This is a genomic window from Synechococcus sp. UW105, from assembly GCF_900473935.1.
GTDB lineage: Bacteria > Cyanobacteriota > Cyanobacteriia > PCC-6307 > Cyanobiaceae > Synechococcus_C.
Genome location: NZ_UCNN01000007.1, coordinates 54,683 through 73,455 on the forward strand (window position 1 = coordinate 54,683; position 18,773 = coordinate 73,455).

General features: G+C 61.1%; 21 protein-coding genes and 1 tRNA gene. 12 read left to right on the top strand and 10 right to left on the bottom strand.

What is annotated here, in order from left to right; all coding sequences use genetic code 11:
* Positions 1-28: 28 nt before the first annotated feature.
* The 6 genes from petC to DXY16_RS01740 all read left to right on the top strand — a co-directional run bounded on the left by petC (position 29) and on the right by DXY16_RS01740 (position 4,312).
* Complete coding sequence (petC, locus tag DXY16_RS01715; RefSeq protein ID WP_115018551.1) at positions 29-565, top strand: cytochrome b6-f complex iron-sulfur subunit; 537 nt, start codon at positions 29-31, stop codon at positions 563-565.
* Between the two features lie 43 nt (positions 566-608).
* Entirely contained in the window at positions 609-1,538 is a 930-nt protein-coding gene (gene petA, locus DXY16_RS01720; protein ID WP_115118972.1) for a cytochrome f, read from the top strand.
* Between the two features lie 20 nt (positions 1,539-1,558).
* Complete coding sequence (lgt, locus tag DXY16_RS01725; protein ID WP_115118974.1) at positions 1,559-2,407, top strand: prolipoprotein diacylglyceryl transferase; 849 nt, start codon at positions 1,559-1,561, stop codon at positions 2,405-2,407.
* Between the two features lie 5 nt (positions 2,408-2,412).
* Positions 2,413-3,183, top strand: a complete 771-nt coding sequence (gene cobM, locus DXY16_RS01730; RefSeq protein WP_115118976.1) for a precorrin-4 C(11)-methyltransferase — start codon at positions 2,413-2,415, stop codon at positions 3,181-3,183.
* 38 nt (positions 3,184-3,221) lie between these two features.
* Positions 3,222-3,293: transfer RNA gene (locus DXY16_RS01735), tRNA-Val, on the top strand.
* 104 nt (positions 3,294-3,397) lie between these two features.
* On the top strand, positions 3,398-4,312 hold the full coding sequence (locus tag DXY16_RS01740) for a helix-turn-helix domain-containing protein (RefSeq protein ID WP_115118978.1): 915 nt from the start codon (positions 3,398-3,400) through the stop codon (positions 4,310-4,312).
* On the opposite strand, the gene DXY16_RS01745 is transcribed toward DXY16_RS01740, so the two are convergent.
* On the bottom strand, positions 4,224-5,846 hold the full coding sequence (locus DXY16_RS01745; RefSeq protein WP_115118980.1) for a Ppx/GppA phosphatase family protein: 1,623 nt from the start codon (positions 5,844-5,846) through the stop codon (positions 4,224-4,226). The genes DXY16_RS01740 and DXY16_RS01745 overlap by 89 nt on opposite strands.
* 108 nt (positions 5,847-5,954) lie before the next feature.
* Between DXY16_RS01745 and DXY16_RS01750 the strand changes: the two genes are divergently transcribed.
* Positions 5,955-6,863: a 4-hydroxybenzoate polyprenyltransferase gene (locus tag DXY16_RS01750; RefSeq protein WP_244281491.1), complete on the top strand. Its 909-nt coding sequence runs from the start codon at positions 5,955-5,957 to the stop codon at positions 6,861-6,863.
* Positions 6,860-7,735 carry an LD-carboxypeptidase gene (locus DXY16_RS01755; RefSeq protein ID WP_115118982.1) on the top strand — a complete coding sequence of 292 codons (876 nt, stop codon included), beginning with the start codon at positions 6,860-6,862 and terminating at the stop codon, positions 7,733-7,735. The genes DXY16_RS01750 and DXY16_RS01755 overlap by 4 nt, the downstream gene beginning before the upstream one ends.
* Here DXY16_RS01755 and ispD read toward each other — a convergent pair.
* Entirely contained in the window at positions 7,722-8,414 is a 693-nt protein-coding gene (ispD, locus tag DXY16_RS01760) for a 2-C-methyl-D-erythritol 4-phosphate cytidylyltransferase (RefSeq protein ID WP_115119126.1), read from the bottom strand. The genes DXY16_RS01755 and ispD overlap by 14 nt on opposite strands.
* A 74-nt stretch (positions 8,415-8,488) precedes the next feature.
* Here ispD and DXY16_RS01765 point away from each other — a divergent pair, with 74 nt between their 5' ends.
* From DXY16_RS01765 to fabG, 3 genes are all read left to right on the top strand, one after another.
* Entirely contained in the window at positions 8,489-9,325 is an 837-nt protein-coding gene (locus DXY16_RS01765) for a glycosyltransferase family 9 protein (RefSeq protein WP_115118984.1), read from the top strand.
* Positions 9,325-10,434 (top strand): TrkA family potassium uptake protein, encoded by a 1,110-nt coding sequence (locus DXY16_RS01770; protein ID WP_115118986.1) that lies wholly within the window; start codon positions 9,325-9,327, stop codon positions 10,432-10,434. Before DXY16_RS01765 ends, DXY16_RS01770 begins: the two co-directional genes overlap by 1 nt.
* 72 nt (positions 10,435-10,506) lie before the next feature.
* The gene (gene fabG / locus DXY16_RS01775; protein WP_115118988.1) at positions 10,507-11,259 is read left to right on the top strand and encodes a 3-oxoacyl-[acyl-carrier-protein] reductase; all 753 of its coding nucleotides are present in this window, start codon (positions 10,507-10,509) and stop codon (positions 11,257-11,259) included.
* Positions 11,260-11,262: 3 nt separating this feature from the next.
* On the opposite strand, the gene DXY16_RS14550 is transcribed toward fabG, so the two are convergent.
* Positions 11,263-11,439, bottom strand: a complete 177-nt coding sequence (locus DXY16_RS14550; protein ID WP_170953788.1) for a hypothetical protein — start codon at positions 11,437-11,439, stop codon at positions 11,263-11,265.
* 129 nt (positions 11,440-11,568) lie between these two features.
* Here DXY16_RS14550 and groL point away from each other — a divergent pair, with 129 nt between their 5' ends.
* Positions 11,569-13,248 carry a chaperonin GroEL gene (gene groL / locus DXY16_RS01780; protein WP_115118990.1) on the top strand — a complete coding sequence of 560 codons (1,680 nt, stop codon included), beginning with the start codon at positions 11,569-11,571 and terminating at the stop codon, positions 13,246-13,248.
* 30 nt (positions 13,249-13,278) lie between these two features.
* Here groL and DXY16_RS01785 read toward each other — a convergent pair whose 3' ends face one another.
* From DXY16_RS01785 to DXY16_RS01815, 7 genes are all read right to left on the bottom strand, one after another.
* The gene (locus tag DXY16_RS01785; RefSeq protein ID WP_115118992.1) at positions 13,279-13,470 is read right to left on the bottom strand and encodes a hypothetical protein; all 192 of its coding nucleotides are present in this window, start codon (positions 13,468-13,470) and stop codon (positions 13,279-13,281) included.
* A 94-nt stretch (positions 13,471-13,564) separates the two neighbouring features.
* Positions 13,565-14,257 carry an N-acetylmannosamine-6-phosphate 2-epimerase gene (locus tag DXY16_RS01790; RefSeq protein WP_115118994.1) on the bottom strand — a complete coding sequence of 231 codons (693 nt, stop codon included), beginning with the start codon at positions 14,255-14,257 and terminating at the stop codon, positions 13,565-13,567.
* A gap of 3 nt (positions 14,258-14,260) precedes the next feature.
* On the bottom strand, positions 14,261-14,785 hold the full coding sequence (locus DXY16_RS01795) for a hypothetical protein (protein WP_137006999.1): 525 nt from the start codon (positions 14,783-14,785) through the stop codon (positions 14,261-14,263).
* Between the two features lie 4 nt (positions 14,786-14,789).
* Positions 14,790-15,629: an ABC transporter permease gene (locus tag DXY16_RS01800; protein ID WP_115118998.1), complete on the bottom strand. Its 840-nt coding sequence runs from the start codon at positions 15,627-15,629 to the stop codon at positions 14,790-14,792.
* A gap of 74 nt (positions 15,630-15,703) precedes the next feature.
* On the bottom strand, positions 15,704-16,717 hold the full coding sequence (locus DXY16_RS01805) for an ATP-binding cassette domain-containing protein (RefSeq protein ID WP_115119000.1): 1,014 nt from the start codon (positions 16,715-16,717) through the stop codon (positions 15,704-15,706).
* A gap of 31 nt (positions 16,718-16,748) precedes the next feature.
* Positions 16,749-17,753, bottom strand: coding sequence for a heme o synthase (locus DXY16_RS01810; protein WP_115119002.1), 1,005 nt, complete (start codon positions 17,751-17,753; stop codon positions 16,749-16,751).
* Complete coding sequence (locus DXY16_RS01815) at positions 17,746-18,684, bottom strand: heme A synthase (protein WP_115119004.1); 939 nt, start codon at positions 18,682-18,684, stop codon at positions 17,746-17,748. The genes DXY16_RS01810 and DXY16_RS01815 overlap by 8 nt, the downstream gene beginning before the upstream one ends.
* Positions 18,685-18,773: the final 89 nt, after the last annotated feature.

Genomic DNA, 18,773 nt, shown 5'->3' on the forward strand with positions numbered 1-18,773 from the left:
GCCATTCAGTGACGGTTGATCACCCGCCATGACCCAAGCCTCCTCGAGCGATGTGCCCGGAATGGGTCGTCGGCAGTTCATGAATCTGCTGACATTCGGCTCCGTGACTGGCGTTGCCCTGGGTGCTCTCTATCCGGTTGCCAACTACTTCATCCCTCCCCGGGCCGCAGGTAGTGGTGGTGGAACCAGTGCCAAGGATGAACTTGGCAACGCTGTCACCGCCTCCGGATGGCTGAACAGCCACCCCAGCGGCGACCGCAGCCTGGTGCAGGGCCTCAAAGGTGACCCCACCTATCTGATCGTCGAAGGCGACGACGCCATCGGCAGTTACGGCATCAATGCCATCTGCACCCATCTTGGCTGCGTTGTGCCTTGGAACAGCGGTGCCAACAAATTCATGTGCCCTTGCCACGGCAGCCAGTACGACGCCACCGGCAAGGTGGTGCGTGGTCCTGCTCCCCTTTCTCTGGCCCTGGCGAACGTGAGTGTCGAGAACGACAACGTGTTCGTGAGCCAGTGGACCGAAACCGACTTCCGCACGGGCGAGAAGCCCTGGTGGGCCTGATCAACCCAGCCGTCCTCCCATCCCACCCCGCTCCTCGTCCCCCATGCGTCGCCTCCTTTCACCTCTTCTCGCAGCCCTGATCATGGGCATGGCCGTGCTCACGGCACCCACCGCATCCTGGGCTTACCCCTTCTGGGCTCAGCAGAACTACGACAGTCCCCGGGAAGCAACTGGCAAGATCGTTTGCGCTAACTGCCACCTCGCCAACAAACTCACCCAAGCTGAGGTACCCCAATCGGTGCTTCCCGACAGTGTGTTCAAAGCTGTTGTGAAGGTTCCTTATCAATCAGGCCTGCAGGAAGTCGGTGCTGATGGCAGCCAGGTACCGCTCCAAGTTGGTGCTGTGGTGATGCTTCCCGATGGTTTCACCCTGGCACCGCAGGACCGTTGGACCGACGAGATCAAAGAAGAAACTGAAGGGGTCTACTTCAGTCAGTACAGCGACGACCAACCCAACATCCTGCTGGTGGGACCAATCCCCGGAGATCAGAATCAGGAAATCGTGTTCCCGATCCTGTCTCCAGACCCTTCAACCGACAGCAGCATTCAGTTCGGCAAATATCAGATCCACGTTGGCGGAAACCGTGGCCGTGGCCAGGTCTACCCCACCGGTGAAAAGTCCAACAACACCCTCTTCACCGCCACTGCTGAGGGCCGCATTGCCTCGATTGAGCCTGGCGACAACGGTGCAAGCTTGGTGACCATTGAGACGGCTGACGGCACCACCACTGAGACCATTCCTGTGGGCCCCGAACTGGCTGTTGCAGTGGGTGATCAAGTGGAAGCAGGTGCTCCCCTCACCAATGATCCCAATGTGGGTGGCTTCGGCCAGCTCGATGCAGAAGTGGTTCTCCAGAACCCTGTTCGCATCTACGGCCTGCTCGCCTTCTTTGCTGCCGTAGCCCTTGCCCAGATCATGCTGGTGCTGAAGAAGAGACAGGTGGAGAAAGTGCAGGCTGCTGAAGGCGTCTGAGGTCTGTGTCACTCCTCTCGTTGTTCACCTCACCAGGGCCCGAGCTTTTCCAGCTCGGGCCTTTTGCTCTGCGTTGGTACGGGTTGCTGATTGCCCTGGCGGTGTTGATCGGCCTCAACCTGTCCAGCTGGCTGGCCAGGCAGCGTCAGCTCGAGCAAGGACTGATTAGTGATCTGCTGCCAATCCTTGTGCTCTCAGCGGTGATCGGAGCCAGGCTTTACTACGTCGCTTTTGAGTGGCGTAACTACGCCGCCACTCCCTTGAAAGCTCTGGCGATCTGGGAAGGCGGCATCGCCATTCATGGAGCCCTAATCGCAGGAACCCTTGCCGTCATTCTGTTCTGCCGCTGGAGGCGACAGCCCTTCTGGGATGTATTGGACGTGCTCGTGCCATCCGTGGCCCTTGGTCAATCAATCGGTCGTTGGGGCAATTTCTTCAATAGCGAAGCCTTCGGAGTGCCTACAGACCTCCCCTGGAAACTGCTGATCAAGACCGTTCCGATGAACGTCCAGAGGCTCTTTCCTGACGCCCAGTTCTTCCATCCCACCTTCCTCTACGAATCCCTTTGGAACTTGGTGGTCTTTGCGGTGCTCATGCTGCTGTTCCTCCGAGCCAAACAGGGATCGCTAAAACTGCCTGCCGGTGCTCTCAGCTGCCTGTATCTGCTCGCCTACAGCCTGGGCCGTCTCTGGATTGAAGGCTTGCGCATCGATCCCCTCTGCCTGGGTGGCATGCCTCCCTTCTGCGATGGAGGACTGCGCATGGCCCAGTTGATGAGCCTGATGCTGATGGCCCTTGCGGCTGCTGGGCTGTGGTGGCTGTATGGACGCGATCGGTCCCTTCCCGATCCGGGCCTCCGTCAGGGCTGATTTCCATGTCTTCCACACCCAGCAGAATTGCCATCGTTGGCGCAGGACCAGGCGCGCCAGATCTGCTGACCCGCCGCGCCGAAGACCGACTCAAAACAGCCGACGTTCTGATCTGGACCGATTCACTGGTCTCTCCGCAGATTGCCGCGCTTGCATCGCAACGTTGCGAACGCATCCGCACCAGCAACCTCACCCTTGAAGAGGTGCTGCCAGTGATGATTGATCGCGCACGCAAAGGATTGCGAGTGGTCCGTCTTCATGACGGTGACCCCTGTCTTTATGGAGCCTTGTCTGAGCAGGTCTGCGGACTGGCTGATGCCGGTATCAGCGTTGAGGTCGTGCCTGGGCTGAGTGCTTATCAGGCCACTGCATCCGCTCTCAGCGCAGAACTCACAATTCCAGGCATCGTCCAGACCATCGTGCTCAGTCGCGCCGGCGGACGGACCGGCGTGCCACAAACCGAAGAGCTGGCGAACTTGGCCCGCCTCCAAGCATCCCTCTGCCTCTACCTGAGTGCCCGTCATGTTGACGAGGTGCAGGCCACCTTGCTCGAGCATTATCCGGCCGACACACCCGTAGCGATTGGCTACCGGGTGAGCTGGCCTGATCAGTGGCTGGATGTGGTGCCGCTGAATGCGATGGCGAAGGCCTCCAAAGAGCGAGATCTGATCCGCACAACCCTCTACATCGTTAGTCCAGCCCTTGCAAGCCAAGGACGCCGTTCCATGCTTTATTCCCCCAGCCACGACCATCTATTCCGTCCCCAGCAGGGGTAACAAACAAGCAACGGTGGTGGTTTAAGATCCCTTCGTGCGGGCGATTAGCACAGTGGTAGCGCACTTCCTTCACACGGAAGGGGTCACTGGTTCGAATCCAGTATCGCCCATTGATTCTTGATGCTCAGCAGCACATTTTTAGATCAATTGGATCAGGACAAATCCGATCTTTACCATTAGGTTCTGCCTGATCGAAAAGAGCGTGCTCTTGGATATGGCGAATGTCGACCATTCCTCCAGCGACAACCACAGCGAGACCAGGCAAGAATCATTCACCGGTCTTCAACAGGTCGGGGCTGCTCTCCAGTCCGCCCGAGAATCCCAGGGCCTGAGTCTTCATCAGCTGGCCGAAGGCCTTCACATGGGCGATGAACAGCTCAAGGCTCTTGAAGCCGGTGACCGCGCCAACCTTGCCGAAAGCGTTTTTGTTCGCGCCACGGTACGACGTGTTGCCGACAGGCTACGGATGGATCCAGAGCCCTTGATCGCTGCCCTTCGCGATCTGGATGGCATGGACTCCGACCAACGGTCCAAACGCTCCACTGCGAGATCCACTCCGGCCCAAGCTCCTGGACAGACCGATGCAAAACCCAACCAGAGCGGACGTTTAATCCGAATCGCAATGGTGGCCGTGGCCGTGGGGGCGGCAGTCGCCGCTGGTTGGAGCTGGAGCCAAACCGCCTTCCGACGTCAGCCCTTGCTGCCGCAAAGACCACCATCAGCCTCGGCTTCCCTGCCATCGCCCCAGCCAACACCCCCTCAGCTGCGGGCCAGTCAAGGGCTCGAGCTAACTGATCAAGCCTCGACAACGAGGGGCAGCAACCAGTCGGTCACCATTTTCACGAAGGAGCCCAGCTGGATCGCTATCCGCGATCGAGAAGGCCAGCTTCTGTTTGAAGGCATGGTGGACTCCCAAAAAACCTTCGACGCAAGCAACGGCATTGAGATCTATGCCGGCAGGCCGGATCTGGTGACGGTGAACGATGACGGTCAGAGCCAAGGCCCCTTGGGCGCAATCGATCAGCTGCGTTGGTATCCCATCACTGCTGCACCTTCACCTTCAGAGCCAAACCAGTCGCTTCCTGCAACACCAGCGAACAACCCTCAAGGCTCCACTGCTCGAGACTGAGGTTCTGGTTCAGTCGCTCTGGCACCAGTTCAAGCGAGAGAATCCCCTGTTTTGTTTTGACGCGGATCGAATCGACCACCGGTTCAGGCCGTCGATCGAGGGCTGAAGCCAGACGCAGCAACAAAGCCATCTCCGACACGGTGCGGCGTTCAGAGCGCGTTTGCAGTGCCTGCCAAGCCTCATGCCGCTTTTTGGGCAGGCTGCGGCGGTGGTAGCGGGCGATCGCCGCAACCATCAAGTGTTCGGTTTCGGAGTAACCGAGCAGCTCACCGTGACGAATTAAATACCAGGAATGCTTGTGATAAGCGCTGAGGTTGATGTGCTGACCACAGGCATGGAGCATGGCCGCAGCCCAGAGCAACTCCCGTCCCAGACCGGTATCCCGATGCAGCACACCGGCGGTGTTGTCATAGAGACAGAGGGCATGCTTGGCGACCCGTTCCGCCCGTTGCTGATCAACAGCGAAACGCTGTACCTGATGGATGACGGTGCGCTGGCGAATGCTGCTCTGAAAACTGAAGCGGTCTTCGAGAAGACCGTGACGCAACATCCAGTCAACGATCAAGCCCTCTCGAAGCGCCCTTTCGCTCAGCACCATCTCCTCAACGTCGAGCATTTGCATGGTGGTCTGCAGGATCAACGCGCCCGGCACGATGATCTCGGCCCGTCGGTCGTTGATCGGCGCCAAACCCTTGCGCTGCTCTGGGGAGAGAGTCACCAATCGATCAACAACCCGGTCAAGGCGATCACGATCCAGGCGATAGCCATGCAGCTTCAGCGGAGCACGGTCGTCCTCGCTGGCGGCGAGAGCGCCAATCGCCATGGCGGTGCCACTGGTGGCGACCATCACAGGCGTTTCTCCCGGCTTGATGCGGCGCCGAACCTTGTCGACTGCAGGCTCCAAGGAACCTTGGATGTAAGCCCGTAGAAAGGCCTGTCCCTTGGGCGGCAGAGGATCTTCCCTAACGAAATCACGCTGAAGCCGTACGGCTCCGACGCGGGTGCTGGTCAGGGCGCGGGCATCGCGTCCGTCAGCCAGGATCAGTTCGGTGGATCCACCGCCGATATCCAGCAGCAGGTGAGGGCGATCCCCAAAAGACATGCCAGAGAGCACCCCGAGGTAGATCAGTCGCGCCTCTTCAGGACCACTGACGAGATCGACATCGAGATCGAGTTCATCTTTGACCTGTTGGAGAAACTGACGGCCATTCGGTGCTTCCCGCACGGCACTGGTGGCCGCCGTGACAATCTGCTCAACCTGATGGCTGGCGGCCAGATCGGTGAACCGGCGCAGGGCATCCATGCCACGCGCGAGCGCCTCCTCACTGAGGTGTCCCGTGGCTGCATCCCGTTCTCCGAGCCTTGTGGTGGATTTCTCCGCCAGCACAACACTGAAGGTGCGCAAGCTGGGATCCACCGCCGCGACCAACAGGTGGGTGGAATTGGTGCCGATGTCGATCGCGGCGACGCGTCTGAGCTCTCTCACGCCCTGGCGCTGAGCGTTGTCAGATGACGCGGCGTCGGCACCTGCCATCAGCAGAGACTTGCAAACCGCTCACACTCTGGCATCGGTCCATGGCGAGACCATCAAGCACCGCCTCAAGGGAGGGAGTGCCTATGGTTTTTTGAAACACCGCTCAACGTGATCGGCGCACTACAACGCCACTTCAATCCTGCCTGGGCCGCCTGGATCCAACTTCTGCGCTGGAACAAACCCAGCGGACGACTGATTTTGCTAGTGCCGGCCGGATGGAGCCTCTGGCTCACCCCCGAATCTCCACCACCAGTCTCCCTCGTTGTGCTGATCAGCGTCGGTGGTCTCGCCGTGAGTGCGGCAGGGTGCATTGCCAATGACCTCTGGGACCGACGCATCGACCGCCAGGTGGAGCGCACCAAAGGCCGTCCTCTGGCCCGAGGAGGCCTGCCGTTATCGGTGGCCATCGCCTCATTACTGGCGCTGCTGCTGATCAGCCTGGTTGTGGTGCTAGCCCTTCCAGCAACGGGACGCGGCCTCTGCCTTGTGCTGGCCCTGCTGGCGCTGCCACCAATCCTGCTTTATCCCTCAGCGAAACGCTGGTTCCCCTTCCCTCAAGCCGTTCTGGCGCTCTGCTGGGGCTTCGCCGTGTTGATCCCTTGGGCCGCAGCTGAAGGAGAGCTGACCGCCACACCGGCCCTGTGGCTGTGCTGGCTGGCAACGATGGCCTGGACCTTCGGCTTTGACACCGTGTATGCCATGGCCGACCGGATCGATGACCGTCGTCTTGGCTTGCGCAGCAGCGCCCTCACCCTCGGCAAGGCCTCCGTGCCAGTCGTGACCGCCTGCTATTCCCTCACTGTGCTGGCCTTGGGGGCTGCCGCCATCGAGACAGGTGTGGGGGCTGCCTTCTGGCCCTGCTGGTGCGTGGCGGCAACCGCCATGGTGCTCGAGCCCAGGCGATTGCAGCGTCTAAGCCAGCAGCCGATGTCGGTCTACGGCCGACACTTCAAACATCAGGTCTGGCTGGGGGGACTGTTGCTGTTTGGCCTCGTGCTGGGCGGGCTACAAGGATGAGCGGACTCACCGCGCCTCTACGCAAGGGCGACACCGTCCATGTGGTGGCAGCCAGCTCAGCCTTTGATGACCCCGAAGCGCTCTACCAGGGCCTGGAGGTGCTCAGTCGCTGGGGCCTGAAAACGGATCCCATTGGAATCCCTCGGCGTCGGTGGGGCTACTTAGCGGGAGAAGACCACGAACGTCGCAACGACCTTCACCCCGTGCCGGCAGCACCACTACTGGCCTGTGCACGCGGTGGCTGGGGGGCAGCACGCCTGCTGGAACAGCCAATCCATTGGCGACCAGGCTGGCTACTGGGCTTCTCCGACGTGACCGCCCTGTTGCTGGCTCGCTTCAGCGCAGGGCTTGATGGAAGCATTCACGGCCCCCTGCTGAGCACCCTGGCGGCTGAACCGGACTGGAGCCAGCAGCGGCTGAAAGATCTGCTGTTCGGGCAGCCACTGCCTGACCTACAGGGCATCAGCTGGGCTAGCGGCACAGCACGGGGGCCCCTGATCGCAGCCAATCTCACCGTGGCCTCCCATTTACTAGGGAGCCCTCACATGCCAAGCCTCAGCGGAGCAATCCTGATCCTTGAAGACGTGGGGGAGAGTCCTTACCGGATCGATCGCATGCTCACCCACTGGCGCCTGACCGGTGCACTGCACAAGCTGTCTGGCCTGGGCTTCGGACGTTTCAGCGGCTGCGAGGACGACGAGGACAGCGATGGATTCGCTTGTGCGGAGGTGCTGCAGGAGCGCAGCCTCGATCTGGGCATTCCCGTTGTGGCCGACCTGCCACTGGGGCATGGTCCGGGTGGCAACGCCGCCCTACCGATCGGGAGAGAGGCCTGTCTGGATGGTGACCGCGGACACCTCAGGCTTCTCTAAACGACAGCACCGCCTCGGCAACAATCAAATCAAAAGGAGTGGTCACCTTGATGTTGGCGGGGCCAGCATCCAAGACCTTCACATCCCAACCGAGTCGTTCATACAGCGAGGCATCATCGGTGACTTCCCAGCCAAGCCGAAGGGCCTCGGCATGCCCTTGGCGCAACTGATCCACAGCGAAGGCCTGGGGTGTCTGGGCAGCCCAGAGTTCGGAGCGATCTGGTGTGGCAGTGATGCAGCCTTGATCATCCACCCGTTTGATCGTGTCGGTCACCGGCGTGGCAGCGATGACTGCCTCACCTTCGAGCACGACCTGCGCACAACGGTCGAACAGGGCCGACTCCGCCAGACAACGGGCCCCATCGTGAATCAACACATGGGAGGCCTCTTCAGGCAGCCCAGCCAGACCACGCAGCACTGATTGCTGCCGCGTGCTGCCTCCTTCGATCCAATGAATTGGTTTGGCGGGTGCCAGGGGCTGGGCCTCAGTGATCAGGGCCTCAATCGCCGCACGATCGATCTCTTGCCCGACGATGCCGATCCAGCCGACCGTCTCCGCCTTTAAGGCAGCCTCAAGCGTCCAAGCCAGAACGGGACGTTCCCGCAGCGGCAACAACAACTTGTTGCGGTCGCCCCCCATGCGACGACCGCTTCCGGCGGCAGCGATCAACAGATGCACAAGCGACTCCTGCGGCCGGCAGGGGGAAACGGCCTCCATACAATCAGCTCGCACCCTCCTTGTGCTGCTGGTTCATGCGTGTTCTTGTCCTAAGTCCGGGGACTCTTCAGCAGCAACTCGAGCGTCTGCCCGCTCTGGCCGCTGCTGCTGAACAGCTCAACGCCACGATTCAGGTGGCCTGTCCACTCGCCCACCGCCAGGGATGGGAGCTGCTTCCGGCCGTTGAGAAGGTGATCCCCTTCGGATTCGACGACGACACCAATCTGTCGGACTGGGCCAATCTGCTTGGCACCGTGCGCGAACCCGACTTCCAGGTGTGTTTCAACTTCGCCTTCGGGCGACAGGTGAACCTGATGCTCGGCATGAGCCATATCCCCACACGGATCGCCCTCGACGGTTTCTCCACCACCGACCAGATCCAGCCCGGCAGTGGCTGGAAGGCCCAGAAGACCAGCAGTTTTCTTCAGCCGATCGGCCTGAAGCTCGATGCCGACGCCTTCCGCCTATCCCTGCCTGCTGCAGCGCTCGACTCAGTGCGTGCCGACCAGCCCGCCGGTGACGGTCCCTTGCTGCTGCTTGCTCCTGGTCAGGACAACAACGACTGGCCCGCCGATCGCTGGCAGCGGCTGCCAGGCAGCATCCGCCAGCGCTTGGACTCTTTACGCAGCCAGCACTTACCGGCTGGCGGGAAGCTCAACATCCGTGCAGCCCAGGTGGCCTGCTCGGATGTGGTGCTCAGCAGCTGCCCCGTCACTCAGCTTCTGGCGGTGTATGCCGGTGTTCCACTGGTGGCCCTTGGCGCGGATGAGGCCGATCTACCAACACGTCAAGGGGTGCGCTGCCTGGGGGGTGCGGGCTCTGATCTTCGCGACCTCAGCGAACAGGACGTGCTTTCCGCTCTCGGGTTCTGATGCCAAAGAAGCGACTGGGCCAGTCCAGCCGCAGACCATCCTTCTCACCGTGGCGCCTGGGGCCCAATCTGAGGCTGCTCGCTCAACCCTGGATCGGCCCCTTACTGGCGCTGGTGGTGGTGGTCATCGGTGGGGCCGTCGGGTATCGGATCACCGAGGGTTGGGACTGGGGGGATTGCTTCTGGATGGTGCTGATCACAATCAGCACGATTGGTTATGGCGAAGTGGAGCCCCTCTCGCACGCCGGGCGGTTGGTGACGGTTTTGATCATCGCCGGGGGCATTGTGGTGGTCCAACTGACCATCCAGCGCATCCTTGGCCTGACCGAGGCCGGTTACTTCCGCCAGTTGCGAGCACTGCGCTTTCGACGCAAACTCCGGCGCATGCACGATCACGTGATCATCTGCGGCTATGGCCGTATCGGTAGGGAGATCGGCGAACAACTCCTTCAGGAGAACATCGCTGTCTTGGTGGTGGAGCTGGACCCCCAGCGAAGCCAGGCCGCCCAGGAACGCGGCTTGCGGGTCCTGGAAGCGGATGCCACAGGAGATGAAACCCTCCTCGAGGCCGGTCTGAATCGCTGTCGCAGCCTGGTGGCAGCCCTCCCCAGTGATGCGGCCAACCTCTATGTGGTGCTCAGTGCCCGAGGCCTGCAGCCGAACTGTCGACTGATTGCACGCTCCGACAGCGAAGAGGCAGCAGCGAAGCTGAAACTTGCCGGCGCCAGTGTGGTGGTGAGCCCCTACGTCGCCGGGGGACGGGTCATGGCAGCGTCTGCTCTGCGCCCCCTCGCCGTCGACTTCATGGAGTTGCTGGTGGGCTCCGACTGCGAAATCGAGGAGTTCCAACTGAGCAACAACCCGCTGCTTCTCCACAACCTCCCGGGACAGACCCTGGCAGATCTCCAGCTGGGGCGACGGAGCGGAGCCTTTGTTCTGGCCATTCGGGACAAGGGCAGGCTGGTGGCCAATCCCGGTGGCGACATGCGCCTGGAAGCAGGACAGCTTCTGGTGGTGCTGGGCAGCAAAGAGCAACTGATGCGCTTCCGCGAGCTGCTTGGCCCTGCCGTGGACATGGTGGAAACCATGGGCGGTTCCGCCTCGGGATAAGCGCTCCCCAACCCATCCCGGTTGAGCCCATACGGGGCGGATCCCTACGATCCATCCACTGTGGAGCCCTTTATGACGTCCAACGACTCCCTCAACGGCCAGACCGCTCTGGTAACCGGTGCCAGCCGCGGTATCGGCCGCGCCGTTGCTCTGGCTCTTGCTGCGGCGGGCGCTGAAGTGGTGGTGAATTATTCCAGCTCTCCGGATGCAGCAAACGCAGTGGTGGCAGAGATCACTTCTGCCGGCGGCAAGGCCTATGCCCTCCAGGCCAACGTGGCTGATGAGGAAGCAGTCGAAGGCCTGATCAAAACCGTGCTCGAGCGCAGTGGACGCATTGACGTGCTGGTGAACAATGCCGGCATCACCCGCGACGGACTGCTGATGCGGATGAAGACAGCCGACTGGCAGTCGGTCATCAACCTCAACCTCACCGGTGTCTTCCTTTGCACCCGTGCCGTCACCCGCACGATGCTCAAACAAAGGAGCGGGCGGATCATCAATATCACGTCCGTGGTTGGCCTGATGGGCAACGCCGGCCAGGCCAATTACGCCGCCGCCAAAGCCGGAGTCGTGGGACTGACCCGAAGTGCTGCCAAGGAAATGGCCAGCCGGGGCATCACCGTCAATGCTGTCGCTCCCGGATTCATCGCGACGGACATGACCAAGGATCTCGATGCCGAAGGGATCCTGGCGGCCATTCCCCTGGGCAGCTTCGGTACACCTGATCACATCGCCGGCACCGTTCGTTTCCTGGCGGCCGACCCTGCAGCCACCTACATCACCGGCCAGGTCCTGCAGGTGGACGGCGGCATGGTGATGAGCTGAGCATCAGCGTTCTAGGGGTTGATTCAGTTCATCCCGCAGCCGGCGGATGCGCTGTAGCAGCCGCAGCCGCCGGCTGCGCTCCGTGGCGGTGAGGAAGAGCCTCAAGGGTGCATAGATCAAGGCCATGCCCCCCGCAAGGGCCGCGAACAGGGTGAAGGACTGAAAGCCGGGTTCATCCATGGCCGGACCATAACGAGCCGAGTTAGGCCAGACAGCTTCAGGATCGCTTCGATTCGGCTTTCCCCACCAAACGGGCGGTCCGAAGGGTCAGCTTCCTGTGGGACATTGACCAGCGGGTACCTGTAGAACATGGCCAAACTCCTCAGCTTTTCGGATGAGTCCCGCGGCGCGCTCGAGCGCGGCATGAACACCCTTGCCGATGCCGTGCGCGTCACGATCGGCCCCCGCGGACGCAACGTGGTTCTGGAGAAAAGCTTCGGCGCTCCTGACATCGTCAATGACGGCGACACCATCGCCAAGGAGATCGAACTCGACAATCCCTTCGAAAACATCGGCGCCAAGCTGATTCAGCAGGTGGCGTCGAAAACCAAAGACAAGGCTGGCGACGGCACCACCACAGCCACCGTGCTGGCACAGGCCATGGTTGAGGAAGGTCTGCGCAACACCGCTGCAGGAGCCAGCCCGATCGAGCTGCGCCGAGGCATGGAGAAGGCCGTGGCCCATGTGGTGAGCGGCCTCTCCCAACGCAGCCAGGCGGTGAGCGGCCAAGCCATCGGCCAGGTTGCCACCGTTAGTGCCGGTGGCGACGAAGAAGTTGGCCAGATGGTCTCCGAAGCCATGGACAAGGTGAGCGTCGATGGTGTGATCACTGTTGAAGAGTCAAAGTCCCTGGCGACCGAGCTGGAGGTCACCGAGGGCATGGCCTTCGACCGGGGCTATAGCTCCCCCTATTTCGTCACCGATGGCGAACGCCAGCTGTGCGAATTCGAGAACGCGCTGCTGCTTCTGACCGACCGCAAGATCAGTGCCATTGCCGACCTGGTCCCCGTTCTGGAAACAGTCCAGAAGTCCGGCTCACCCCTCGTCGTACTGGCCGAGGAAGTGGAAGGCGAAGCCTTGGCCACTCTTGTGGTGAACAAGAACCGCGGTGTTCTTCAGGTTGCAGCCGTTCGCGCACCCTCCTTCGGCGAGCGACGCAAGGCCGCACTGGCTGATATCGCCATCCTCACCGGTGGCACCGTGATCAGCGAAGACCGTGCCATGACCCTCGACAAGGTCAGCCTGGACGACCTGGGCCGTGCCCGCCGCATCACCATTACGAAAGACAGCACCACGATCGTGGCCAGCGAGGAGCATCGTGCAGCGGTCACTGAACGTGTTGGAGCGATCAAGCGCGAGCTCGATAACACCGAATCGGACTATGACCGTGAAAAGCTGAGTGAGCGCATCGCCAAGCTTGCCGGCGGCGTGGCTGTGATCAAGGTGGGGGCGCCGACCGAAACCGAACTCAAGAATCGCAAGCTGCGTATTGAGGATGCTCTCAATGCAACCAGGGCCGCCGTAGAGGAAGGCATCGTTGCCGGCGGTGGATGCACCCTGATCGAGCTCGCCGAGGGACTCGACGAGCTCTCCGCGCAGCTGCAGGGCGACCAGCGCACGGGCGTCGAAATCGTGAAGCGTTCTCTAAGCGCACCCCTGCGCCAGATTGCCATCAATGCTGGAGCCAATGGTGACGTAGTGGTCGAAGAAGTACGACTCTCCGGGAAGGGATTCAACGCCCTCACAGGCAACTTTGAAGACCTTCTCCAAGCAGGCATCGTCGATGCGGCCAAAGTGGTGCGCCTGGGGCTTCAGGATGCTGTTTCGATTGCCTCTTTGCTCATCACCACTGAAGTGGTGATTGCAGACAAGCCCGAGCCTGCTGTCGCTGCCGCGCCAGGAGGCGATCCCATGGGTGGCATGGGCGGCATGGGCGGCATGGGTGGAATGGGCGGCATGGGTGGCATGGGCATGCCCGGCATGATGTGATCCACCGCTCAAGGCTGGTGCGATCGCACCTCAGAGGGAGCGCACCAGCCGAGCATGGATCCTGCAGACAGCAAGTGCTTCCCGAGGCGGGCGACTGCAAAGCCGTCCAAGCTCATGATTCAGGGCCTGCAGCTCCCCCATTGGCAGCCCTGCCAGGGGCATGGCGAACACGAGACCACCGAGGGCAAGAGGCAATGGCAGGTACAACCGGAGTCTTTTCATCGGTCTCACGCGTCTCAAGCACATTGTGTGTCCAGGCGGCCCCGTGGTGTCAATCCGTCAGATTCGCTTCAAAGCCCTAAAGCGGATGGCTTGATCAACTCGCTATCTGGCGGCAATACGCAGCCACTTGCAGATCCACTCCAGTGATCGCTGTGCCCACCACCACACAGTCGGCACCCTGTTCAAGCGCTTGTCTCGCCATCACGGCTGAGGCGATCCCTCCTTCACAGATCAAGGGGACTGCTTGCGGCAACTGAGTACGCAACGGCTGCAACAGCTCCAGCCCAGGCGGCGTTGCTTCAGCCGTCTCAGCGGTATAGCCGAACAGGGTTGTTCCCACCCAACGACAGCCAAGCTGGGCTGCACGCAATCCGTTCGCAACGCTATCGACATCAGCCATCAAGGGGAGTTTCAGTTCCCGATCAGCGCGTTCAACCAGAGCTTGCAAAGACTCTCCATCCGGCCTTGGGCGTGATGTGGCATCGATCGCCACCACATCGGCCCCAGCACCCCAAACAGCCTGGATCTCCTGCCAACGCGGTGTGATGTAGACCTCACTATCAGGGAATGTCCGTTTCCACAGCCCAATAATGAGGGCCTCTGGACAGCGACGACGCACAGCGCCGATGTGCTCAGGACTCTCGAGACGTACTCCGACTGCACCGTTGTTGAGACTCGCCTCTGCCATGGCGGCGATCACTTCAGGGTCCCGCATCGGCGAGCCCTCAGGCGCTTGAACAGACACGATGAGCCCACCCCTGAGGGCTGCCAGATCCAGACGGCTCATCAATCAGGAAGCCCGTGGCAGCTCGTCGGGGGATGCAGTCGGCAGCCATCGACGCAACCGATGCAAACGGGGTGACGGAGGGGGAGGAACCGCCCCTGCAGGGGACAGGCGATCCAGCAGAGGCTTGTCGAAGCCCTCAGCATCGTTGGGAGCCTCAGGAGTGCTAACCACCTCATCGAGGCAGTCTGTCTCGATGCAATCCGCGCGTTCGCTTTTGAACCGAGCCACTGGAGAAGGCTGTGCAGCGATTCCGATAGGTGCGACTGCTGCCAACGGTGAAGGCGTCACCGGCACAAAATCAGCATCAGCATCAGCACCGAAATCCGCAGTGGGCTCCACAACAGTCAGGAGAGGCTGTGGTGCAGGGCTCTCGACCGGCTGAGGCAACGTGCCCACTCCGTAGCGATGCACCCACTGAAGTTCGGCACGATCGATCGCCAACTGATCACCCTGGGCACGGGCATCGTTGAGCTGCTGCAACTGAGCGTCCCGTCGACGCTTTGGGGAAAAGGCTCTAGAGGCAGTCACAGGATTAGGAAAGCTTGCGGTTGAGTAGGGGGCGGATCAGCAGGAACAGTCCCGCAGTGAGCAGCATCAAGACCAGGAGGCAGACATAACCACTCACCGGACCATAGGGTGCATCCAGAAGGACGACCGAGAGATCCAGAGGACCGGCGTAGGCAGCACGGATCGGTTCTATGGCGAAGGTAAGTGGATTCAGTGCCGCAAGCCAGCCCAACCAGGGCGGCATGAATGACAAAGGCGCTAACGCCGTGCTTGCAAAGAGCAGAGGCAAGTTGAAAACGAAGATCACCGCGATCAGCTCAATGTGCCCTGGGAGAGCAAAGGCCAGACCGAGGCTGAGGGCCGTCACGGCAAACACCAAGAGCAACAGCGTGACCAACACCAGCCCGAGGCCTGCCATCCCAGGCCAGCCATAACCGAGCAGGGCAGCAGTGGCCATGATGGCCAAACTCTGAATCAAGCTCAAGGTGGTGATGTAGATCACGGATGCCAGCACGATCGAACTGCGGCTGCGCAGAGGCGCTACCAGCAGACGATTTAGGAAGCCGAATTCCCGATCAAACATCACAGGCAATCCGGCATTGAGAGCCGCACTGAAGGCGGTGAAGACAATCACTCCGGCACCGAGGAAGCGGCCGTAACTGATCCCGCCTGGCAACAGGCCCTCAGGAGCCCTCGAGAACAAGGCCCCAAACAGCACCAGCCAGATCAGGGGTTGGAGGACCCCGGCCACCAATGTGGAAGGACGGCGTTGCAGTTGCAGAAACAAACGTCGCGTGAGGGCCGTGGTTTCCTGCACCAGTTCAGCCATCGGAGCGCTGGTGGGAGTAGCAACAGGACTGGTCATCAGGAGATTGGATCAGACGAGAGAAGCTGAGAAGAAAGACGAAACAACATCAGCGAAAGCAACAATCCGGAACCTCAACGCATGGACTGTTTCCGCTCTTGCTTGGTGTCACGCTGACCGGCAACAGCCAGTTCCGCATCCATCAGAGTGCGACCGGTGGCTTGAAGGTAGACATCATCAAGGCTCGGCCGGCTCTGGGCCAGGGCAAACACCGGCAAACCCGCCTGATCAAGCTGCTGACGCAGACGTTGGAGCACATGATCTCCTTCCACAACCAGATTGAGGGAGTACCCCTGAGCTCGGTTGACCACGATCTGAAGCACGCCCTCCACAGGCTGGAGCAGGCGCTGGAGTCGCTCTGCCTCGTGCTGATCGCTGAATTCACGCACCCGCAGGGTCACCCGATCACCACCGAGCCGCTGCTTGAGCTCATCTGGCGTGCCTTCTGCAATCACACGCCCTGCATCGATGATCGCCATCCGGTCAGCAAGAGCCTCCACCTCTTCGAGGTAATGACTACTGAGCAACACCGAGGTGCCCTCCTGGACCAACTCACGAAGCACCTGCCAAATCGCGCCACGGCTTTCAATGTCCAGACCGACAGTGGGTTCATCTAAGACCAGCAGTCGGGGTCGATGCAGCAGCCCTGACGCGAGATCCAACCTGCGACGCATTCCACCGGAGTAGGTCCCACAACGGCGATCGATCCAATCCTGCATTCCCAGCAGTGCGATCAGCTCCTGCATGCGCTTGTCGCGATTCGCAGGACGAAGGTGATAGAGATCACCCTGAAGCTGCAGCAACTCTCGACCGGTCAGAATTTTGTCAATGGCCACTTCCTGGGCCACATACCCCATCAGACAACGCACTGAGCGGGGATCTTGCAACGCATCGATGCCTGCGACCTGAACCGTCCCCTGATCAGGAGCCAAGAGAGTGGCGAGGATTCGCAACGTTGTGGTCTTCCCGGCACCATTGGGACCCAGCAGGCCATAAAGACAACCCTCAGGCACATCCAGGCTGAGGTCTTTGAGCGCCTTCACTGGCCCGTAGGACTTCTGGAGATGTGCCAGCTCCAACAAGGGCATTGAGCTGTAGCGGGAGGGTCGGGATGTGAATCTAGGCAGCGATCTGTGGAAGTCCACGGATCAGCATGTCGAACACGGCATGAACCTGATCATCAAACACGACAGAGACAGGCAGGCGACTGAGGATCAGAAGCAGGCAGATGCCAAATAAATAAAGGATGGACCAACGGAACAAGCCCTTCGCCCGTTCTGTGCTCTCCGGGGCTGCAGCCAAATTGTGCACCATCTGCAAGAGGCGGGCGTTGAAGGGGAGTAGTAACAGGCCATAGAGAAGACCACCCTCCGGCAGGGCCAGCACACCAAAGCCACTCAGCACAACCGTGGCCCAGCCGTAGCGACGAATGGCGCGAGCGGTCACAACCGGGCCCTTCACCACTGGAAGCATCGGGATGCCGACAGCTCGGTAGTCATCGCGGAGCAGTAGGGCTAGGGCCCAGAAATGGGCTGGGGTCCACACCATCACCAGGGCAAACAGCCACCAACCGCTAAGGCCCACATGCCCCGTGGCCGCAGCAGCGCCCACCAGAGGGGGGATCGCTCCAGCGACACCACCGATCACGATGTTCTGTGGTGTTCGCGGCTTGAGTATGGCCGTATAGAGCAGCACATAGCTGCACAGACCAAGCAACGACAATCCCGCCGCCAAGCAGTTCACGCCGCTCACCAAGAGGAGAGCGGCCGCCAGGGTGCAGGAGACGGCACCAGCGAATGCAGTGCTAGGGGAGAGGCGACCGGAAGGAAGGGCACGGCCACTGGTGCGATGCATGCGGCCGTCCAGCTCCTGCTCCCAGAGGCAATTGAGCACTCCAGCAGCAGCAGCAGCCAAAGCGCCGCCGCCAAGAGTGCAGGCCAGTCGCGGTGACGACAAAGGCCACCCCTCGCTCAGGGCCATCCCACCGAGGGTCGTGGCCAGGAGAAGGGGGATCAAACGCGGCTTAGCCACCTCAAGCCAAGCCGGCAGCTTGACCCGTTTTCGAGAAGGCACCACCTGATCACGGGTGATGACCTGAGGAGTTGTTGCAGTGGAGCTAGCCATGACAAGGCTCCAGAGAGGAGGAATCGAGAAGTGCGGGATCGGTCTGCACCGATAGATGAGGACGCCTGCACGTGAGTGCTGCCAACAGCGCAACCAGGAGGCAAGCCACCAGTTGATGGGCCACGGTCAGCGATGGCTGAGCCAGTCCGAGTCGCAGAGTGAACACACCGAGCGCGATTTGCAGGAACACCAGGGATGCCACGGCCAGCAGCAGGGGCCACTGCCGCCTGGCCCAGCCCCCGGCCACCAACGCAACGGCGACGAACAGACAGACGCTGAGCGCTGCTGGTGTTGCCGCAGTGCGATGCCAGTGCAACCACTGACAAGAGTGGCCGGCATCAAGACATCGCTTGGCCGCCCAGGAGGTCGCCATCCGCCCTCCCAGCAGGCACTGAGCACTCACCGCAAGCAGGCTCAGCCCCCCAAGCAGTCGCCACCAAAGTGGAGAGGTCTGCGCTTGGGACGACAGTTGCGGCGCCAGCAAGAGCTGACTGAGTCCGCTCATCAGCGCCACCAGCAGAAGGCCCAGCACCAAATGCGCAGTCACCACACCAGTAGGAAGGAGGTTCAGCACCGTGAGTGCACCGAGTCCACCCTGGACAAGCACCATCAGCACAAGAACGACACTGCAGGGCAGCAGCCACCTGGGCAGCTGACGCCGCCACCACCAGGCCGCCCCCAGCTGAACCAAAAGGGCAATGCCGATCACAAAGGCGTCAAGCCGATGAAACCATTCCAGAAAAACCTGAACGTTCATCTGCCTGCCTGGCAACAAGGAGCCGTAGCAAAGAGGCCAGTCAGGACAGGCCAGACCAGCTTCCATCACTCTTGTGGCACCACCGATCACCACAAGGGCGACTAGGGCCACCACAAGATGACTGGCAAGGAGGGCAAGACGATGACGAATCGGCAACGAAGAGGAGCTAACCAACGGAACGCCCCCCTCACAGGCAGCAACGGGAATAGACGGAACGTAGCGATCTGATCGACAACGGCACGGTCTATGGCCGTTCGCAACAT

Coding starts and splice junctions, on each gene's coding strand:
- petC (WP_115018551.1), top strand. CDS start 29: ATGACCCAAGCCTCCTCGAGCGATGTGCCCGGAATGGGTCGTCGGCAG.
- petA (WP_115118972.1), top strand. CDS start 609: ATGCGTCGCCTCCTTTCACCTCTTCTCGCAGCCCTGATCATGGGCATG.
- cobM (WP_115118976.1), top strand. CDS start 2,413: ATGTCTTCCACACCCAGCAGAATTGCCATCGTTGGCGCAGGACCAGGC.
- DXY16_RS01740 (WP_115118978.1), top strand. CDS start 3,398: ATGGCGAATGTCGACCATTCCTCCAGCGACAACCACAGCGAGACCAGG.
- DXY16_RS01745 (WP_115118980.1), bottom strand. CDS start 5,846: ATGGCAGGTGCCGACGCCGCGTCATCTGACAACGCTCAGCGCCAGGGC.
- DXY16_RS01755 (WP_115118982.1), top strand. CDS start 6,860: ATGAGCGGACTCACCGCGCCTCTACGCAAGGGCGACACCGTCCATGTG.
- DXY16_RS01765 (WP_115118984.1), top strand. CDS start 8,489: ATGCGTGTTCTTGTCCTAAGTCCGGGGACTCTTCAGCAGCAACTCGAG.
- DXY16_RS01770 (WP_115118986.1), top strand. CDS start 9,325: ATGCCAAAGAAGCGACTGGGCCAGTCCAGCCGCAGACCATCCTTCTCA.
- fabG (WP_115118988.1), top strand. CDS start 10,507: ATGACGTCCAACGACTCCCTCAACGGCCAGACCGCTCTGGTAACCGGT.
- DXY16_RS14550 (WP_170953788.1), bottom strand. CDS start 11,439: ATGGATGAACCCGGCTTTCAGTCCTTCACCCTGTTCGCGGCCCTTGCG.
- groL (WP_115118990.1), top strand. CDS start 11,569: ATGGCCAAACTCCTCAGCTTTTCGGATGAGTCCCGCGGCGCGCTCGAG.
- DXY16_RS01785 (WP_115118992.1), bottom strand. CDS start 13,470: ATGAAAAGACTCCGGTTGTACCTGCCATTGCCTCTTGCCCTCGGTGGT.
- DXY16_RS01790 (WP_115118994.1), bottom strand. CDS start 14,257: ATGAGCCGTCTGGATCTGGCAGCCCTCAGGGGTGGGCTCATCGTGTCT.
- DXY16_RS01800 (WP_115118998.1), bottom strand. CDS start 15,629: ATGACCAGTCCTGTTGCTACTCCCACCAGCGCTCCGATGGCTGAACTG.
- DXY16_RS01805 (WP_115119000.1), bottom strand. CDS start 16,717: ATGCCCTTGTTGGAGCTGGCACATCTCCAGAAGTCCTACGGGCCAGTG.
- DXY16_RS01810 (WP_115119002.1), bottom strand. CDS start 17,753: ATGGCTAGCTCCACTGCAACAACTCCTCAGGTCATCACCCGTGATCAG.